Annotated in this window: 14 protein-coding genes; 12 read left to right on the top strand and 2 right to left on the bottom strand. The window is 70.7% G+C overall.

What is annotated here, in order from left to right; translation table 11 throughout:
• Positions 1 to 6 precede the first annotated feature (6 nt).
• Entirely contained in the window at positions 7 to 858 is an 852-nt protein-coding gene (locus AB0G17_RS14400) for a helix-turn-helix transcriptional regulator (RefSeq protein WP_361380928.1), read from the bottom strand.
• A 258-nt stretch (positions 859 to 1,116) separates the two neighbouring features.
• On the opposite strand from AB0G17_RS14400, the gene AB0G17_RS14395 reads away from it, so the two are divergent.
• The 3 genes from AB0G17_RS14395 to AB0G17_RS14385 all read left to right on the top strand — a co-directional run bounded on the left by AB0G17_RS14395 (position 1,117) and on the right by AB0G17_RS14385 (position 6,107).
• A complete protein-coding gene (locus AB0G17_RS14395; RefSeq protein WP_361380925.1) occupies positions 1,117 to 1,617 on the top strand; it encodes an ATP-binding protein in 501 nt (166 codons plus the stop codon).
• 99 nt (positions 1,618 to 1,716) lie between these two features.
• Entirely contained in the window at positions 1,717 to 5,331 is a 3,615-nt protein-coding gene (locus tag AB0G17_RS14390) for a type I restriction endonuclease (protein ID WP_361380922.1), read from the top strand.
• Positions 5,332 to 5,372: 41 nt separating this feature from the next.
• Complete coding sequence (locus AB0G17_RS14385) at positions 5,373 to 6,107, top strand: YgjP-like metallopeptidase domain-containing protein (protein WP_361380919.1); 735 nt, start codon at positions 5,373 to 5,375, stop codon at positions 6,105 to 6,107.
• Between the two features lie 55 nt (positions 6,108 to 6,162).
• On the opposite strand, the gene AB0G17_RS14380 is transcribed toward AB0G17_RS14385, so the two are convergent.
• Positions 6,163 to 6,573, bottom strand: a complete 411-nt coding sequence (locus AB0G17_RS14380) for a DUF427 domain-containing protein (protein WP_361380916.1) — start codon at positions 6,571 to 6,573, stop codon at positions 6,163 to 6,165.
• A gap of 104 nt (positions 6,574 to 6,677) precedes the next feature.
• On the opposite strand from AB0G17_RS14380, the gene AB0G17_RS14375 reads away from it, so the two are divergent.
• The 9 genes from AB0G17_RS14375 to gatB all read left to right on the top strand — a co-directional run bounded on the left by AB0G17_RS14375 (position 6,678) and on the right by gatB (position 17,367).
• On the top strand, positions 6,678 to 7,217 hold the full coding sequence (locus AB0G17_RS14375) for a TIGR00730 family Rossman fold protein (RefSeq protein ID WP_361380913.1): 540 nt from the start codon (positions 6,678 to 6,680) through the stop codon (positions 7,215 to 7,217).
• Between the two features lie 16 nt (positions 7,218 to 7,233).
• Positions 7,234 to 7,923 (top strand): SDR family oxidoreductase, encoded by a 690-nt coding sequence (locus tag AB0G17_RS14370; RefSeq protein ID WP_361380910.1) that lies wholly within the window; start codon positions 7,234 to 7,236, stop codon positions 7,921 to 7,923.
• Positions 7,920 to 8,975: a methionine synthase gene (locus AB0G17_RS14365; RefSeq protein ID WP_361380907.1), complete on the top strand. Its 1,056-nt coding sequence runs from the start codon at positions 7,920 to 7,922 to the stop codon at positions 8,973 to 8,975. Before AB0G17_RS14370 ends, AB0G17_RS14365 begins: the two co-directional genes overlap by 4 nt.
• A gap of 31 nt (positions 8,976 to 9,006) precedes the next feature.
• A complete protein-coding gene (ligA, locus tag AB0G17_RS14360; protein WP_361380904.1) occupies positions 9,007 to 11,199 on the top strand; it encodes an NAD-dependent DNA ligase LigA in 2,193 nt (730 codons plus the stop codon).
• A 254-nt stretch (positions 11,200 to 11,453) separates the two neighbouring features.
• Complete coding sequence (locus tag AB0G17_RS14355) at positions 11,454 to 13,571, top strand: bifunctional diguanylate cyclase/phosphodiesterase (RefSeq protein ID WP_361380901.1); 2,118 nt, start codon at positions 11,454 to 11,456, stop codon at positions 13,569 to 13,571.
• A gap of 240 nt (positions 13,572 to 13,811) precedes the next feature.
• Positions 13,812 to 14,108: an Asp-tRNA(Asn)/Glu-tRNA(Gln) amidotransferase subunit GatC gene (gene gatC / locus AB0G17_RS14350; RefSeq protein ID WP_073772988.1), complete on the top strand. Its 297-nt coding sequence runs from the start codon at positions 13,812 to 13,814 to the stop codon at positions 14,106 to 14,108.
• Positions 14,109 to 14,112: 4 nt separating this feature from the next.
• Positions 14,113 to 15,606 (top strand): Asp-tRNA(Asn)/Glu-tRNA(Gln) amidotransferase subunit GatA, encoded by a 1,494-nt coding sequence (gatA, locus tag AB0G17_RS14345; RefSeq protein WP_361380896.1) that lies wholly within the window; start codon positions 14,113 to 14,115, stop codon positions 15,604 to 15,606.
• Positions 15,603 to 15,842 carry a hypothetical protein gene (locus AB0G17_RS14340; protein ID WP_361380893.1) on the top strand — a complete coding sequence of 80 codons (240 nt, stop codon included), beginning with the start codon at positions 15,603 to 15,605 and terminating at the stop codon, positions 15,840 to 15,842. Before gatA ends, AB0G17_RS14340 begins: the two co-directional genes overlap by 4 nt.
• Positions 15,843 to 15,858: 16 nt before the next feature.
• Positions 15,859 to 17,367, top strand: coding sequence for an Asp-tRNA(Asn)/Glu-tRNA(Gln) amidotransferase subunit GatB (gene gatB, locus AB0G17_RS14335; RefSeq protein WP_361380890.1), 1,509 nt, complete (start codon positions 15,859 to 15,861; stop codon positions 17,365 to 17,367).
• Positions 17,368 to 17,423: the final 56 nt, after the last annotated feature.

Below are 17,423 nucleotides of genomic sequence, written 5' to 3'. Positions count from 1 at the left end.
TCCCTCTTACATTTCACTGGCGATGGTGGAGATGAAGTCTCTCGACTCCTTCGGATTGAACGCCAACTGTTCGATTACGTCCAGTCTCCGGCTAAAGTTGACCAGTTGGGTGGGCGAGAACAGGAAGGCGGCGCCGGTCGGAGTGTCCAGCAGGACAGTGTCCAACGGGGGTGTAGGCCCTTCCGCGTAGAGGACCGAGTCCCCAGCCATAGGGAATCCACCTGCCGTGAAAGGGAGGGCGAGCACCGTGATGCTGCTGTGCTCGCTGATGTCCAGCAGATGGTTGAGCTGAGCTTTGGCGACGGTCCGCCCGCCAACCTGCATACGCAGGGCGGCTTCATGGACGACAGCGTGATACGGCGTGGGGGCTTCCCCCGTGATCACTTCCTTGCGCGCGGTCCGGTGGGCAACGCGCAACTCCAGCTCAAGCCGGGGCAGTGCGGGGATGAACAGGTCGAACAGGGCCCGAGCGTGGTCCTCGGTCTGGAAAGGGCCGGGGATGTGAGCGGTCTGCACCGTGCGCAGGCTCTTGGCGTCGTGCTCAAGCTCGGAGGCGTCGAGAAAATCCGGCGGAATCTTGCCTCGGTACTCCTCCCACCAACCTGACTTGCGGCCGCCAGTCATGTCGGCCAACGCATTGACCAGCGCCGGATCATCGCACTCGTAGATGGTGGCCAGCCGCCGCAGCCGCTCCTCGCTGATGCCGAAGCGCCCGGATTCGATGTTGGAGATCATCGTCCGATCCGAGCCCAGCAACTCGGCGGCCGTGGGGGCTGACATCCCCGCCGCTTCGCGAAGTCGCCGCAGCTCCGCGCCGAAGCGGCGCTGTCGGATCGTGGGGCCTTGCCGTGGTGCCATGCGTCCTCCCCCTGCTCGCGCACAGTCTGCCCATACGAGTCCATGCGGTCTACCCGAACGGGCAAGGAAACTCGTTTTAGTGAAGTAGGTAGCACGCGTTGTAATCGATGCCCTAGCGTGTGACCCGAGCCACTCGCCCCCGCCCCACGGAAGCGCACCGCCCGCCCAGCGCGGGGCGGCAATGCCACCGCCCGGCCCGGCGCCGCGTGGCCGACGTCCGCGTACAACACGTCACGCACGCACCCCAGGAGGTGCCACGTGAGCCAGAATCCGACTCCGTACATCAACCACACCGGTCAAGACGACCACCCCGCCCCCCTCCCCTTCACCTCCCCCTGGCAGTACGAACTCCGCATCCCCTGCGATCCGCGCGGCCCCCGCATCGCCCGCGTGACCCTGTGTGCCGTACTCCAGGCCCACGGGCTTGCCCAACTCGCCGACGGGGCAGAGCTGTTGGCGTCGGAGCTGGCCACCAACTCCGTACGGCACACCAAAGGGCCCGCCGCGATGCGGCTCCAGTGGCTGCACCCGGTGCTCCGGCTGAGCGTCTGGGACCTGGGGCCCGACCTGCCGGACATGAAGAGACTGGATGCGAAGAGGCCGGGCGGCGAACCAGAGCCGGACGGCGACAGCGACGGCGGGCGCGGGCTCGTGCTCCTCGACCTCGTCGCCGACCGGTGGGGCGGCTGCGCCATAGTCGACGGTCCGGCCCGGCCCGGCGGCAAGACCATGTGGTTCGAGCTGGCCCACCGCACCTGACCGCCCAGTCACCCCGTTCCCGCCCGCAGGTAGAGTTCCCTTTACCCCTTTTTCGAGCGGGGCGGAACGTACGGTGTCGGGCGGGCGGGGAGACCAGCGATGGGTCAGCCGGAGTACGAGAAGACCGAGAAGCCGCTGACCAGGCAGCTCGTCGCGATGGGGTGGGAACATCTCCAGGGCGGGCCGCCGGGTGAGCCGGCGACTGATGCGAGAGCCTCCGGCCGGGCGGGATTTGATCAAGTCCTCTACGCCGACCGGTTCCGGACCGCCGTGGCCCGGATCAACCCGGGAGCGGACGGTGCGCCTTGGCTGTCGGGAGCTCAGCTCGACCACATCCTCAACCTCGTACGGGGGACCGCCCCCGGCCAGGGGCCGGTTGGGCGTGGCATCGCGGGGAACCTGGAAGTCACCCAGCTGCTTCGCGAGGGCGTCAATGCCCGTACGCTCCCGGGCTGGCGCAAGGGCGACCCCGAGCACGTGCAGCTCGTTGACTGGGAAGGGGAGTTCGAGCTCGGCAACGACCTCCTCGCCGTCTCGCAGTTCCGGGTAGAGCGGGAGGGTGTCCAGCCCGCCACCCCCGACATCGTCCTGTTCGTCAATGGGTTGCCCTGGGCCGTCATCGAGTGCAAGGCGCCCTTGACCTCCGGGGCCGACAGTCGGGCCGCGCTCGACCGGGCCGTCGAGGAAGTCATCGACTACGCCGGGGCCGAATCTCCTGTTGCCGTACCGGAGTTCGTGCGGTTCGCGCAGGTACTCATCGGTACTGACCGCGACCACGCCGAGATCGGCACCGTCTCCGCCGAGCCGGAACATTTCGCTCCGTGGCGCACCGTGCATCCTCTCGGCGAGGACGCGGTACGGCAGGAGGTCGGGAAGGCGGGCGGCGTACCCCTCAGTGATCAGGAGATTCTGGTCGCGGGCGTGCTGCGGCCCGCTCATCTCCTCACGCTCGTGCGGGACTTCACCACCCAGAAGGGCAGCGGGGCCCGTACCGTCAAGGTGATCGGGCGCTACCAGCAGTTCCGGGCGGTGAAGGAGCTCGCCCGCAGGCTCGAAGCCCGGCGGCGGGCGGTCGCCGGCGGGGAGCCGGTGGACCAGCGCGGCGGTGTCGTCTGGCACACCCAGGGCTCCGGCAAGAGCCTCACCATGGCCTTCCTGGTGCGCCATCTGCGCAGCACCAAGGAGCTCGCGGGGCACAAGGTCGTCGTGGTCACCGACCGGCTCGACCTGGAGAAGCAGATCAGGGAGAGCCTCGGCGCCAGCGACGAGAAGGTGCACCGGGCGACCAGCGTCAAGCGAGCCCGCACGTACCTTGCGGTCGACGTCCCCGACCTTGTGCTCGTCATGCTCCAGAAGGCGCGCCGCGACGACACCGCCTACGACGGCAGGGAAGAGACCCTCGGCGACGAGGAGGAGGGCGAAGAGGCGTACCTCCTCAACCACGTCGAGAACGCGAGCTCCGACATCGTCGTCCTCATCGACGAGGCCCACCGGGGCCAGGCCCGCTGGCAGCACGCCCGGCTGCGCGCCATGCTCCCGAACGCCGCCGTGGTCGGCTTTACCGGCACCCCGATCCTTGCGGGAGCCGTCAAGACGACCGAAGAGATCTTCGGGAGCTACGCCGACGTCTACACCCTCCGGGACGCGGAGCGCGACCGGTCGGTCGTTCCGGTGCAGTACGAGGCGTACAGCGTGCCGTTGGAAGTGGTCGAGAAGGCGGCTCTGGACGCCAAGTTCGATGAGAAGGTGCCCGAGGATCCGGAGCGCCGTGAACGAGTGCTGCGGACCTTCGCCCGGCGCAGGGAGATCCTCGAAGCGCCGTCCGTGATCGCGGAGAAGGCCGACTACATGCTGCGGCACTGGGCACGCACCGTACTCCCGGACGGCTTCGGCGCCCAGCTGGTCGCCGTGTCCAGACTGGCAGCCGTCCGCTATCGCGACGCGCTGCTCACGGCCCGTGACCGGCTCCTCGAACGGCTCGACGCGCTCGATCCGGAACTGGTCCACGATCCCATGGCGGTGCACAGTGCCACCGATGAGGAGCGTGAGCTGCTCGACCTGGTCAATCACCGGGCCGTACTCGCCTCCATCGACGCCGCCGTGGTCATCTCCAAGTCGGAGGACGGGATCAAGCAGCCGGACGGGAGCCGGCTCAAGGACCCCGAGGCCTGGCAGTGCTGGACGCTGAAGTCCAAGCAGGACGGCTACATCGCCCGCTTCAAGAAGGGCGTCGGCAATCCGCGTGCCGCTGCGGCCGACCCTGCGTGGGAGGCCCAGACTCACGGCACCGCAGGGCCGGGCTGGGGGACCGCCGCAGGCTCGGGGGAGGTCTGGCACGAGTGGCCCGCCGTCGAGCCCGAGTGGGGCACCGAGCCGACATCGGGCAATGGCGGCGGGCGAGACGGCCAGGATAACGACGGGCCGATGGCTTTCCTGGTCGTCCAGTCGATGCTGCTTACCGGCTTCGATGCGCCGTCGGAACAGGTGCTGTACCTCGACTGCGCCCTGTCCGGGGTCGGGCTGCTGCAGGCCGTCGCCCGCACCAACCGACCCTACCCGGCGAAGAAGTGGGGGCAGGTCGTCGACTTCATCGGCATCGGCCCCGAGCTGGCCCGCTCGCTCCACTCCTACGACCAGGCCCACCTGCGCCATGTGTACGGATTCGACCAGGTGTCGGCGGATCATCTCGACCCGGACTACACGGGTCAACAGCCCACCCGCGACCGGCTGTTGGTGCAGACGGACGTGGCCGCCGATGCCCTGCTCGCCGACCTGAGCGGCAAGGTGACCGCCTTCCTGGGCCGTGGCGGCATCACTTCCGGCGCGGAGCTCGCGGACGAGTCGCGCCGCGAGGACCTGCTGCAGCAGCTGGGTGACCCGCTGCTGCTCGGCGAGTTCGACGAGCTCGTACGGGATTTCCTGACGGCGCTCAACGCCGTGCTGCCGCGCCCGAAGGCGTTGGTGTACGAGGAGCTCGCGGGGCATCTCGGGGAGATCCAGTACCTGGCTCGGCGCCGCTACCTGGACGGCCGGGACCAGTTCAGCCCACGCCGCTACGGTGCCAAGGTGCGTCAGCTGATCTCCCGCCACCTCAAAGTGATCGGGATCGAACAGCGTGTGCCGCCGGTGGAGCTCACCGCGCCCAACTTCATGGAGCGGGTGAACGCCAACCCGGACGCCCGCGCGCGTACAGCGTACATGTCGGGTTCACTGCGGCTGCAGATCACCGCCAGGATCAATTCCAATCCGGCGCGCTACGCGTCGTTCAGCGAGCGGCTGGAGGAGATCGTCCAGCGCATGCGGCAGGACTTTGAGCGGGCCGCTGTCGAACTGGCCGGTCTGGTGGGTGAGGTCATCGACGTGGAGCGCGAGGAGCAGGGTGACGGCGGACTCGACCCTCGGACCGAAGGTGCGGTGTACGAGCTGCTGCGCAGGGAGCTGGAGGAGACCGGGGACCTGCCGGGACCGCCCGGCGTCGACCTGTTCCAAGCGGCCCGGGAGCTGACCATGGGCATTGCGGAACTTGTGCGTCCTCCCCAGATCAAGACCCTGACCGATACCCAGAACCGGGTACGCAAGGAGCTGAGGAACCGGCTGGAGCGGCACGCCGGCATGGACTGGGCGCTCACCGGACCTCTCGCGAACCGTTTGGTGGAGCTGGCCGTCGCCAGTCGCGAGGAGTTTCTGCGGTACGGGACACAGCACGGCCGGTGACATCGGCCGGAAGTGTCACAGCCGGGTGGTAGGAATGCCCGGTGAGTGTTTCCGTCGAGCAGGCGATCGCGTCCCTCCCGGTTCCGGGGGAGTGGACGTGGCATGTCGTCGTCCGGCCGAAACGCCGCACGCTGGGCATTGAGGTCGCCGAGGACGGGGGCGTGCTGTTCGCCGTCCCGGCGGATGTCGATCCGGCCGCGGTGGTAGCGGCGGTGCGCTCACGGCTGCCGCGACTGGCGGCCGAGGTGAGACGTCGGCAGGAACGCACCGCCGAGCCGGTCAAGGAGCTGGTGGGCGGGACAGGGTTCAGCTACCTCGGCCGTCGGTATCGGCTGAAGATCGTGCCGGAAGGCCCAGACCGACGGGTCCGGCTCAACCGCGGCTGGCTGGAGCTGCCTCGGCCCCGGACACCCGATGAAGGGGCGCGTCAGATAGCAGAGTGGTACACCCAGTGCGGAAACCGCTGGCTGGCGGCACGTGCCGTGCCATGGTTGACGCGGGTCGGGGTCTCCGCGAGAGCAGTAAATGTGCGGGACCTGGGACGACATTGGGGTGTTTGCGAGCCTTCGGGGGCGATCGCGGTGCATTGGGCGGTGATGCAGCTGCCTCCAGCGCTGGTGGACCTCGTCCTCGTCCATGAGCTGTGTCACGTGCGGGTCGCTGGTCATGGCCCCCCGTTCCGTCGTGAAGTGCGTCTTGCGCTGCCGGACGTCGATGAGCGGGAGCGGTGGTTCGCCGGGGAGGCGCTATCACTGTGGCGTGGGGCCGTACGGTAGCCGTGCCGTCAGCGTTGAGCCTCCGACACGGCCACCACTGTGCTGGTGTGCTGGCTTATCCGGCCGACTCCGTGCCTATGAAGCACAGATGGTCCTTGATCAACGTCACGGTCGCCAGCGGCTCGTGGTAGGACCAGGCTATGTCCGGCGCGTCCGGCAGCGACCAGTACGAGGCAACTCCCTTGTACGGGCACGTGGTTCGGGTGTCCGACGCGCTCAGCAGGTCCAGCCGGACGTCCTCGGGCGGCAGGTAATAGCGGACCGGCAGGCCGTCCTCGCGCACCAGCAGCGGGCGGGTGCTGTCGGCGAGCACCTGCCCGCCCCACAGCACGCGGACGCGCAGGGCGCCCTCCTCGGCGGTCTCCGCCGTGACGCGGTGATCCGGGTCGTAGGGCGGCGGCGGGCCCGGCGGGGGCGTGGCCGCGTTCGTGGGCTCGGCGAGAATGGTCTGCATCGTCGTCGTCATGCCCGCTCAACGGCCCGTCGCCCACCGCTTGTTCCCCCGATTCGCCGTTCGGGCCACTGTTCACCCGTTCGAGTGGGGGAGGTGCCCCGGCGTACGGTTGAGCCATGAACATCTGCGTCTTCCTCTCTGCCGCCGACCTCGACGACCGCTACACCGGCCCCGCCCGTGACTTCGCCGAGCTGCTCGGCAAGGGCGGCCACACCCTCGTGTGGGGCGGCTCGGAGAGCGGGCTGATGAAGGTCGTCGCGGACGGCGTGCAGGAGGCGGGCGGGCGGCTGGTCGGCGTCTCCGTCGACTTCCTGGCGGTCAGCGCCCGCGCGAACGCCGACGAGATGGTCTTCGCCAAGGACCTCGCGGAGCGCAAGGCGCTGCTGCTGGAGAAGGCCGACGCCGTGGTCATCATGGTCGGCGGCACCGGCACCCTCGACGAGGCCACCGAGATCCTGGAGCTGAAGAAGCACGGCAAGCACACCAAGCCCGTGGTGCTGCTGAACACGGCGGGCTTCTACGACGGCCTCAAGGAGCAGTTCCGCCGCATGGATGCCGAGGGCTTCCTGCCGCTGCCCCTCACCGACCTGGTCTTCTTCGCCGAGGACGCCGTCGCCGCCCTCGCCTACCTGGAGGAGTCCGCGGGCATCCAGTAATGCGAGCATGGCGGGTATGGCTACACACCTGATCACTGGGGCGGGCTCCGGCATCGGCGCGGCCGTCGCGCGCCGACTGCACGAGCGGGGCGACGAGCTCGTCCTGCTGGCCCGCGACGCCGGCCGCGCCAAGCAGCTCGCGGGGCACTTCCCCGGCGCCCGCACGCTCGTCGCGGACCTCGCCGACCCGGACCGCATCTCCAAGTCGCTCGGCATGCAGCCGATGCCGGACCACCTCGACTCCCTCCTGCACATCGCGGGCGTCGTCGACCTCGGCCCCGTCGGCGAGCTCCGCCCCAGGACCTGGCACCAGCAGCTCAACGCCAACCTGATCTCGCCCGCCGAGCTCACCCGCCTCTTCCTGCCCCAGCTGCGCGCGGCCCGCGGCCACGTCCTGTTCGTGAACTCCGGCGCCGGGCTCAACGCGCACGCCGAGTGGGGCGCGTACGCCGCCTCCAAGCACGGCCTGAAGGCGCTCGCGGACTCGCTGCGCCAGGAGGAGCACGCCGGCGGGGTGCGCGTCACCTCCGTCTATCCCGGGCGCACCGCCAGCCCCATGCAGGCCAAGGTGCACTCGCAGGAGGGCAAGGAGTACGACCCGGCGAAGTTCATCGACCCCGAGTCGGTGGCGACGACGATCGTCATGGCGATCGACCTGCCGCGCGACGCCGAGGTCAACGACCTGACAGTGCGGCCGGGCCGATGAGCGACGCCCTCAGCTCCGCCCCCTCGGACGGCTCCGTCAGCGACTTCCCCTGGGGCGCGGCCACCGGCGTCGGCTCCATGCCCGGCGGCGACGCGCGCGAGGCCGCCAAGACCGTCACCGGGTCCCTCATCGGGGCCGACGGATCGGCGGGTGACTTCCCGTTCCTGCCCGAACTGCCCGCGCGCGGCCCCGGCGCCGACATGATCGGGCGCACCGCCGGGCTGCTCGTCGAGATGTACGCGCGCGTGGAGCCCAGTGGCTGGCGGCTCGGTGACCGGCCGGGCCGCGACACCCGGCGGGCCCACTCCTGGCTGGGCGAGGACCTGGACGCCCTGGAGGAGTTCACCCAGGGGTACCGGGGCCCGCTCAAGGTCCAGGCGGTCGGGCCGTGGACGCTCGCCGCCGCCCTGGAGCTGCGCGGCGGCGAGGCCGCGCTCGGGGACCCGGGCGCCTCCCGCGACCTGGCCGGCTCGCTCGCGGAGGGCCTGCGCGCCCACCTGGCGGACGTGCGCCGCCGGGTGCCGGGCGCGCGGATCCTGCTCCAGCTCGACGAGCCGTCCCTGACCGCCGTGCTGCGCGGGCAGGTCAGGACCGCCAGCGGGTACCGCACGTACCGGGCCGTCGACCGGCAGGTCGTCGAGTCGGCGCTGCGGGACGTCTTCGCCGTGCACGACGGCCCCGTCGTCGTCCACTCCTGCGCACCCGACGTGCCGTTCGCGCTGCTGCGCCGGGCAGGTGCGGCGGCCGTCTCGTTCGACTTCTCCCTGCTCACCGAGCGTGACGACGACGTGATCGGTGAGGCGGTGGAGAGCGGCACCCGGCTGTTCGCCGGGGTGGTCGGCGGCACCGACGGCCCATTGTCAGACCCTGCCGGTAGCGTCATGGGTGTCAGGACGTTGTGGCGCAGGCTGGGGCTGCGACCGGGGACTCTCGCGGAGTCCGTGGTGGTCACCCCGTCGTGCGGTCTCGCGGGTGCCTCGCCGGCGTATGCCCGCGCGGCCCTCGCCCACTGCGTCCGGGCGGCGAGATCGCTCGCGGACAACCCTGAGTGACGGGGAAGACGGGAAACGGGAGGACATGACAGTGGCTGGCGAACAGAACGACGTGGTGCCCGCGGACGCACGGGAGAAGCACGCGCTCCTCGCCGAGCAGGTCGAGGAGCACCGCTTCCGGTACTACGTGAAGGACCAGCCGGTCATCAGCGACGGCGAGTTCGACAAGCTGCTGCGCGGCCTGGAGGCCCTGGAGGAGGAGTATCCGGAGCTGCGCACCCCGGACTCCCCGACCCAGAAGGTCGCGGGGGCGTACGAGACGGACTTCGCCTCGGTGGAGCACCGCGAACGGATGCTGTCGCTGGACAACGCGTTCGACGACGAGGAGCTGGCCGCCTGGGCCGAGCGCGTCGCCAAGGACGTCGGCACCGCCGCGTACCACTACCTGTGCGAGCTGAAGGTCGACGGCCTCGCGGTCAACCTGACGTACGAGCACGGGCGGCTCACCCGCGCCGCCACCCGGGGCGACGGCCGCGCCGGCGAGGACATCACGCCCAACGTCCGCACGATCGCGGACATCCCCGACCGCCTCAAGGGCGACCGCGTCCCCGACCTGGTCGAGATCCGGGGCGAGGTCTACTTCCCGATGGAGGCGTTCGAGGGGCTGAACGCGCGTCTGGTGAAGGCGGGAGACAAGCCGTTCGCCAACCCGCGCAACGCGGCGGCCGGTTCGCTGCGCCAGAAGGACCCCAAGGTCACCGCCACCCGCCCGCTCCACATGGTGGTGCACGGCATCGGCGCGCGCGACGGCTTCACCATCGACTGCCTCTCACACGCGTACGAGCTGCTGCGCGAGTGGGGCCTGCCCACCGCCCAGCACAACAAGGTGGTCGGCTCCCTCGACGAAGTGCGCGACTTCATCACGTACTTCGGGGAGAACCGCCACTCCGTGGAGCACGAGATCGACGGCGTCGTCGTCAAGCTCGACGAGATCCCCCTCCAGGGCCGCCTCGGCTCCACCGCGCGCGCCCCGCGCTGGGCGATCGCCTGGAAGTACGCGCCGGAGGAGGTCAACACCAAGCTGGTCAACATCCGCGTCGGCGTCGGCCGCACGGGCCGCGTCACGCCGTACGCGCAGGTGGAGCCGGTGACCGTGGCGGGCTCCGAGGTCGAGTTCGCCACCCTGCACAACCAGGACGTGGTCAAGGCCAAGGGCGTCCTCATCGGGGACACGGTGGTGCTGCGCAAGGCCGGTGACGTCATCCCGGAGATCCTGGGCCCCGTCACGGACCTGCGGGACGGCACCGAGCGGGAGTTCGTGATGCCCGCCGAGTGCCCCGAGTGCGGCACCGCGCTGCGGCCCATGAAGGAGGGCGACATCGACCTGCGGTGCCCCAACGCCCAGTCGTGCCCTGCCCAGTTGCGCGAGCGGCTCTTCTACCTCGCCGGCCGCAAGTCGCTGGACATCGAGAACTTCGGCTATGTCGCCGCGGCCGCCCTCACCAAGCCGCTGGAGCCGGCCGAGCCGCCGCTGCTCGACGAGGGCGACCTCTTCGACCTGACCATGGACCGGCTGCTGCCCATCAAGGCGTACGTCCTGGACCAGGACAGCGGGCTGCCCAAGCGCGACCCCAAGACCGGCGAGGAGAAGGTCGCCCTGGTCTTCGCCAACATGAACGGCGAGCCGCGCAAGAACGCGGTCTCCATGCTGGAGAACATCGCGGCCGCCAAGGAGCGCCCGCTCGCCCGCGTCCTGACCGGTCTGTCGATCCGTCATGTCGGCCCGGTCGCCGCCGAGGCGCTGGCCCGCGAGTTCCGCTCGGTCGAGCGCATCGAACAGGCCACCGAGGAGGAGCTGGCGGCCGTCGAGGGCGTCGGCCCGACCATCGCGGCCTCCCTCAAGCAGTGGTTCGAGGAGGAGTGGCACCGCGAGATCCTGCGCAAGTGGAAGGCCGCGGGCGTCCGCATGGAGGAAGAGGGCTCCGGCGAGGACGTGGGCCCGCGTCCGCTGGAGGGGCTGACGGTCGTGGTGACCGGAACCCTGGCCAACCACACCAGAGATGGCGCGAAAGAAGCGCTCCAGAGCCGTGGAGCCAAGGTCACCGGTTCCGTTTCCAAGAAGACGTCGTTCGTGGTCGTCGGGGACAGCCCTGGTTCGAAGTACGACAAGGCGATGCAGCTGAAAGTTCCGGTTCTCGACGAGGACGGGTTCGCTGTCCTGCTGGAACAGGGTCCCGAAGCGGCTCGCGAAGCAGCTGTGCCGAGCGCGGGTGAGGGGGAATAAGAGGAGTGGAGGGCTCCTCCCGGACGGTCCGACATCACCCGTTCAGCGCATAGCAGACGTGCCTTGGTGGCCAGGTGGCATTCGGGCAAGAGCTGTAGACCGCTGCCCGTCAGAGCCTTCCGCGGCCTACTGTTGGGATGAGCGCCAGTCGTGCACGGCTGAAACGGGGAGCTTGGGGGAGTTCCCGAGTCGTGGTGGCATGACAAAGGGGCCATCGCGTGGCATCGGCACCGCCGGCTGTGAGAGGGACGGGAATGAAACCGACCGAGAGCGCCGCCCCGGCCGCACGGCTGCGCGGGTTCGCGGGATTCTCCTCCAGGCTGACCGCCGGCGTCCTCGGGACCGCCGCCCTCGCCCTGGCCATGGGCTTCTACGGGGCCCTCAGCTCGGGCCGCGCCCTCTTCCCCGGTTCCACCACGGGCTGGGCGCTGGCCGTGCTCACCGGGATCATCGTGGGCCATCTGGTCGCGCTTGGGCGCGACCGCTGGTGGGGCGGCACCGGCTCCGGCGCCGCCCTCACCCTCGCCGTGCTGCTCCTGTACGGCTGGGTGCCGGCCGGGCTCGTCTCCATGGCGGTGGTGGTGCTCGTCGGCGCGGCCCGCCGGCACCGCTGGCGCCAGGGCCTGCTGCACGGCGCGGTCGACGTGCTGGGCATCGGGGCGGCCGCGCTGGTGCTCGCCGTGTTCGGCCACCATCCCAGCGTCCGCTCACCCTGGTGGCCCACCGACTGGACGGTCTCCTCGGCCCCCGTGGTGGCCCTGGCCGCCGGGACGTATCTGGTGGTCACCCGGATACTGCTCTGGTACGCGCTGGCGCCGCGCGGCGGCGGCCTGCCCACGGTCGCGCGCACGGCGCTGCTGCGGCAGGGCCTCGTCGCCGTCGCCCTGCTCGGCATCGCCCCGCTGATCTGCGTGGTCGCGATGGCCCTGCCGGTCCTGCTGCCGCTCTTCGCGGTGCCACTGATCGCCCTCGACTCCACCCTGTGGATCGCCCGCGCCCGCGCCGAGGAGCAGCTGCGCGACCCGCTGACCGGTCTGCCCAACCGCCTGTGGCTGCTGGAGCGCACCTGGGCGGCCCTGGAGGAGGCCGAAGGGTCCGGCAACCGGGCCGCCCTCGTCCTGATCGACATGGACCGGTTCCGTTCGGTCAACGACACCCTCGGACACCTCGCCGGGGACCGGCTGCTCCTCCAGATAGCCGAACGGCTGCGGCTCGCCCTGCCGCGCGGCGCCGAGGCGGCCCGGCTCGGCGGCGACGAGTTCGCCGTGCTGCTGCCCGTGGCGGACTCCGCGACCAGCACCATGCGGATAGCCCGCGGCCTGGTCGCCGAGCTCTCCTCGCCGCTCGACCTCGACGGGCTCACCCTGGTCCTGGAGGCCAGCGCGGGCGTCGCGGTCTACCCCGACCACGCGCTGGACGCGGAGGGGCTGCTGCGCCGGGCCGACGTGGCGATGTACCAGGCCAAGCGGGACCGCACGGGCGTGGAGGTGTACGAGTCGAAGCGGGACTCCAACACCCCGGACCGCCTGGGCCTGTTGGGCGATCTGCGGCGCGCGCTCGACGCGGGCGACGTGGAGCTCCACTACCAGCCGAAGGTCCGCTTCGACGGCCAGGTGGCCGGGCTTGAGGCGCTGGTGCGCTGGGTGCACCCGGAGCGCGGCCGGGTCCCTCCCGACGAGTTCATCGCCATCGCGGAGTCCTCGGGGCTGATGCCGCACCTGACCGAGTACGTCCTGGAGACCGCGCTCGCCCAGGTCGCCCGGTGGCGGGCGCAGGGGCTCACGGTCCCGGTCGCGGTGAACGTGTCGCCGCGCGACGTGCACACTCCCGGCTTCGCGGGCGCGGTGGCGGCCCGGCTCGCCCGGCACGGGGTCCCGGCGGGCTCCCTCCAGCTGGAGATAACCGAGCACGTCCTCCTGGAGGACCCGCAGCGGGCCGCCGACACCCTGGCGGGCCTGACCGGCCACGGCGTGAAGATGTCCCTCGACGACTTCGGTACGGGGTACTCGTCGCTGGTGCATCTGCGCCGGCTGCCCGTCAGCGAGCTCAAGATCGACCGGTCCTTCGTGGGCCGGCTCGCCGTCGACAACGAGGACGCCGAGATCGTCCGCTGCACCCTCGACCTCGCCCACTCCCTCGGCCTGCTCGTGGTCGCCGAGGGCGTCGAGGACGACGAGACCTGGGAGCGGCTGCGCGACCTGGGGTGCGACGCGGTCCAGGGCTGGCTGGTCGCCGCCGCGATGCCGCCCGCCGAGGCCACCGCCTGGCTGCTCGCCCGCGGCTCACGCGGCTGGCAGCGCCCCGCCGACCTGGAGGCGGCGGCCAGGACCGCCGCCGCGGCCGAAGAGCCGTCGGGCACACCGGTCCAGTGACGGCGGACTGCCTCGAACGGGACACGACCGCAGGCCCCGGGATCGGGGCGGGGCCGGGGCGGGCCGGACCCCGGCAGACCGTTCCGGGCGGCCGCCACCAGGGCCGCGCGGACCCTCGCCAGGGGCCGCCCCACAAACCGTTTAGTCGAGTCGCGGCCCCGCCCCATAGGATTGGGGCTGGTGCTCCCGTGCACCAGCCCCGGCCCCAAACCACACACACTCACCCCTGAGGATCGCTGCATGCCTGGCATTACGCGCGAGGAGGTCGCCCACCTCGCCCGGCTGGCGCGTCTGGAGCTGAAGAGCGAAGAGCTGGACCACTTCGCCGGACAGCTCGACGACATCATCGGCGCGGTCGCCCGCGTCTCCGAGGTCGCCGACCAAGACGTACCCCCGACCTCCCACCCGCTGCCGCTGACCAACGTCATGCGCGCGGACGAGGTCCGTCCGTCGCTCACCCCCGCGCAGGCGCTCTCCGGCGCCCCTGCCCAGGAGCAGCAGCGTTTCAAGGTGCCGCAGATCCTGGGGGAGGACTAATCACATGACGGACATCATCAAGCTCACCGCCGCCGAGATCGCCTCGAAGATCGCGTCCGGCGAGCTCACGGCCGTCGAGGTCACCGAGGCCCACCTGGCCCGGATCGACGCGGTCGACGAGAAGGTGCACGCCTTCCTGCACGTCGACCGCGAGGGCGCGCTCGCGCAGGCCCGCGCCGTCGACGAGAAGCGCGCGCGGGGCGAGAAGCTCGGCCCGCTGGCCGGCGTCCCGCTGGCGCTCAAGGACATCTTCACCACCGAGGGCATCCCGACCACGGTCGGCTCGAAGATCCTCGAAGGCTGGATCCCGCCGTACGACGCCACGCTCACCAAACGTCTGAAGGCCGCCGACGTCGTCATCCTCGGCAAGACCAACATGGACGAGTTCGCCATGGGGTCCTCCACCGAGAACAGCGCGTACGGCCCGACCGGCAACCCGTGGGACCTCACCCGGATCCCCGGCGGCTCCGGCGGCGGCTCCTCCGCGGCGCTCGCGTCGTACGAGGCCCCGCTCGCCATCGGCACGGACACCGGCGGATCGATCCGCCAGCCCGCCGCCGTCACCGGCACCGTCGGCGTCAAGCCGACCTACGGCGCGGTCTCCCGCTACGGCATGGTCGCCTTCTCGTCCTCCCTCGACCAGGGCGGCCCCTGCGCCCGTACGGTCCTGGACGCGGCGCTGCTGCACGAGGTCATCGCCGGGCACGACCCGCTCGACTCGACCTCCATCGACGCGCCGGTCCCGCCGGTCGTCGAGGCCGCGCGCAACGGCTCGGTGGCCGGGATGCGCGTCGGCGTCGTCAAGCAGTTCTCCGGCGAGGGCTACCAGGCCGGCGTCGTCCAGCGCTTCAACGAGTCGGTCGAGCTGCTCAAGTCGCTCGGCGCCGAGATCGTCGAGCTGGACTGCCCCTCCTTCGACCTGGCGCTCTCCGCGTACTACCTGATCGCCCCGAGCGAGTGCTCCTCCAACCTGGCCCGCTTCGACGCCATGCGCTACGGCCTGCGGGTCGGCGACGACGGCACGAAGTCGGCCGAGGACGTCACCGCGCTCACCCGCGAGGCGGGCTTCGGCGACGAGGTCAAGCGCCGGATCATCCTCGGTACGTACGCGCTGAGCTCCGGCTACTACGACGCGTACTACGGCAGCGCCCAGAAGGTCCGCACGCTCATCACGCGGGACTTCGAGAAGGCCTTCGAGCAGGTCGACGTGATCGTCTCCCCGACGACCCCGACCACCGCCTTCCCGATCGGCGAGCGCGCCGACGACCCGATGGCCATGTACCTCGCGGACCTGTGCACCATCCCGACCAACATGGCGGGCAACGCCGCCATGTCGCTGCCCTGCGGCCTCGCGCCGGAGGACGGCCTGCCGGTCGGGCTGCAGATCATCGCCCCCGCCCTGAAGGACGACCGCCTGTACAAGGTGGGAGCCGCCGTCGAGGCCGCCTTCGTGGAAAAGTGGGGACACCCGCTGCTTGAGGAGGCTCCGTCGCTGTGAGTGCACTGACCAAGGCCAAGGGCTTCAAGAAGTCCAAGGCCGGTACGTACCTGTCCATCGGCACCACCGCCTTCGGCGCGATCAGCGTGCTCAAGCAGGCCAGGAAGGCCCGCACCGAGCACGACAAGCTCCAGCTGCTCGACGCCGTCGTCTCCGCCGCCGCCATCGCCACCGGCGTCGCCATCCTGCTGCGCGAACTCAAGCGCATGGGTGACGACGACGTCCTGCTGGGCTGAGAGGGATTGTTTCACCGTGACCGTCACTGATCTGGTCTCGTACGAGGACGCCCTCGCGTCGTACGACCCCGTCATGGGCCTGGAGGTCCATGTCGAGCTCGGTACGAAGACCAAGATGTTCTGCGGGTGCTCCACCGAGCTGGGCGCCGAGCCCAACTCGCAGACCTGCCCCACCTGCCTCGGCCTGCCCGGCTCGCTCCCGGTCGTCAACGCGATCGGCGTCGAGTCGGCCGTCAAGATCGGCCTCGCGCTGAACTGCGAGATCGCCGAGTGGTGCCGTTTCGCCCGGAAGAACTACTTCTATCCGGACATGCCGAAGAACTTCCAGACCTCGCAGTACGACGAGCCGATCGCCTTCAACGGCTATCTGGACGTCCAGCTGGAGGACGGCGAGATCTTCCGCGTGGAGATCGAGCGCGCCCACATGGAGGAGGACACCGGCAAGTCGACGCACGTCGGCGGTGCCACCGGCCGCATCCACGGCGCCTCGCACTCGCTGCTCGACTACAACCGCGCGGGCATCCCGCTCATCGAGATCGTCACCAAGCCGATCGAGGGCGCGGGCGAGCGTGCGCCGGAGGTCGCCAAGGCGTACGTGGCCGAGCTGCGCGAGCTCATCAGGGCCCTCGGCGTCTCCGAGGCCCGGATGGACAAGGGCCAGATGCGCTGCGACGTGAACCTGTCGCTGCGCCCCAACGGGACCGAGAAGTTCGGCACCCGCAGCGAGACGAAGAACGTCAACTCGCTGCGTTCGGTCGAGCGCGCGGCCCGCTTCGAGATCCAGCGCCACGCCGCGGTGCTGTCCTCCGGCGGCACGATCGTGCAGGAGACCCGTCACTTCCACGAGGACGACGGCTCCACCACCTCGGGCCGCATCAAGGACAACGCGGAGGACTACCGGTACTTCCCGGAGCCCGACCTCGTGCCCGTGGCTCCGGCCCGCGAGTGGGTGGAGGAGCTCCGCAAGGGGTTGCCCGAGCTGCCCCGGGTGCGCCGCAACCGGCTCCGCGAGGAGTGGGGCGTCAGCGAGCACGACATGCAGTCGATCCTCAACGCGGGCGCGGTCGAGCCGATCGTCGCCACCATCGAGGCGGGCGCGGACGCCGCGGCCGCCCGCAAGTGGTGGATGGGCGAGCTGGCCCGTAACGCCAACGAGCAGGGCGTCGCCCTGGACGAGCTGCCGGTGACCCCGGCGCAGGTCGCCCGGGTGGCGGCGCTGGTGGCCTCCGGTGACCTCAACGACAAGCTGGCGCGCCAGGTCATCGAGGGCGTCCTCGCGGGCGAGGGCGACCCGGACGCGGTCGTCGAGAAGCGCGGTCTGAAGGTCGTCTCGGACGAGGGCGCGCTCGGCGCGGCCGTGGACGAGGCCATCGCGGGCAACGCGGCCATCGCGGACAAGATCCGTGGCGGCAAGGTGCAGGCGGTCGGCGCGCTGGTCGGCGCGGTCATGAAGACCACCCGCGGCCAGGCGGACGCGGCCCGCGTCAAGGAGCTCATCCTGGAGAAGCTGGGCGTCGAGGGCTGAGCCCCTGACCCCGAAGGCTCCGGCCCCGGAGCGCGCTCTCCTGCGTACGTAGTACG

It is taken from the genome of Streptomyces sp. NPDC023838, from assembly GCF_040639555.1.
Taxonomy (GTDB): Bacteria; Actinomycetota; Actinomycetes; order Streptomycetales; family Streptomycetaceae; genus Streptomyces.
The sequence above is the reverse complement of the archived record's forward strand: the minus strand, read 5'-3'. Positions and strand labels throughout refer to the sequence as shown.

Coding starts and splice junctions, on each gene's coding strand:
- AB0G17_RS14400 (WP_361380928.1), bottom strand. CDS start 858: ATGGCACCACGGCAAGGCCCCACGATCCGACAGCGCCGCTTCGGCGCG.
- AB0G17_RS14390 (WP_361380922.1), top strand. CDS start 1,717: ATGGGTCAGCCGGAGTACGAGAAGACCGAGAAGCCGCTGACCAGGCAG.
- AB0G17_RS14380 (WP_361380916.1), bottom strand. CDS start 6,573: ATGACGACGACGATGCAGACCATTCTCGCCGAGCCCACGAACGCGGCC.
- AB0G17_RS14375 (WP_361380913.1), top strand. CDS start 6,678: ATGAACATCTGCGTCTTCCTCTCTGCCGCCGACCTCGACGACCGCTAC.
- AB0G17_RS14370 (WP_361380910.1), top strand. CDS start 7,234: ATGGCTACACACCTGATCACTGGGGCGGGCTCCGGCATCGGCGCGGCC.
- AB0G17_RS14365 (WP_361380907.1), top strand. CDS start 7,920: ATGAGCGACGCCCTCAGCTCCGCCCCCTCGGACGGCTCCGTCAGCGAC.
- AB0G17_RS14355 (WP_361380901.1), top strand. CDS start 11,454: ATGAAACCGACCGAGAGCGCCGCCCCGGCCGCACGGCTGCGCGGGTTC.
- gatC (WP_073772988.1), top strand. CDS start 13,812: ATGCCTGGCATTACGCGCGAGGAGGTCGCCCACCTCGCCCGGCTGGCG.
- gatA (WP_361380896.1), top strand. CDS start 14,113: ATGACGGACATCATCAAGCTCACCGCCGCCGAGATCGCCTCGAAGATC.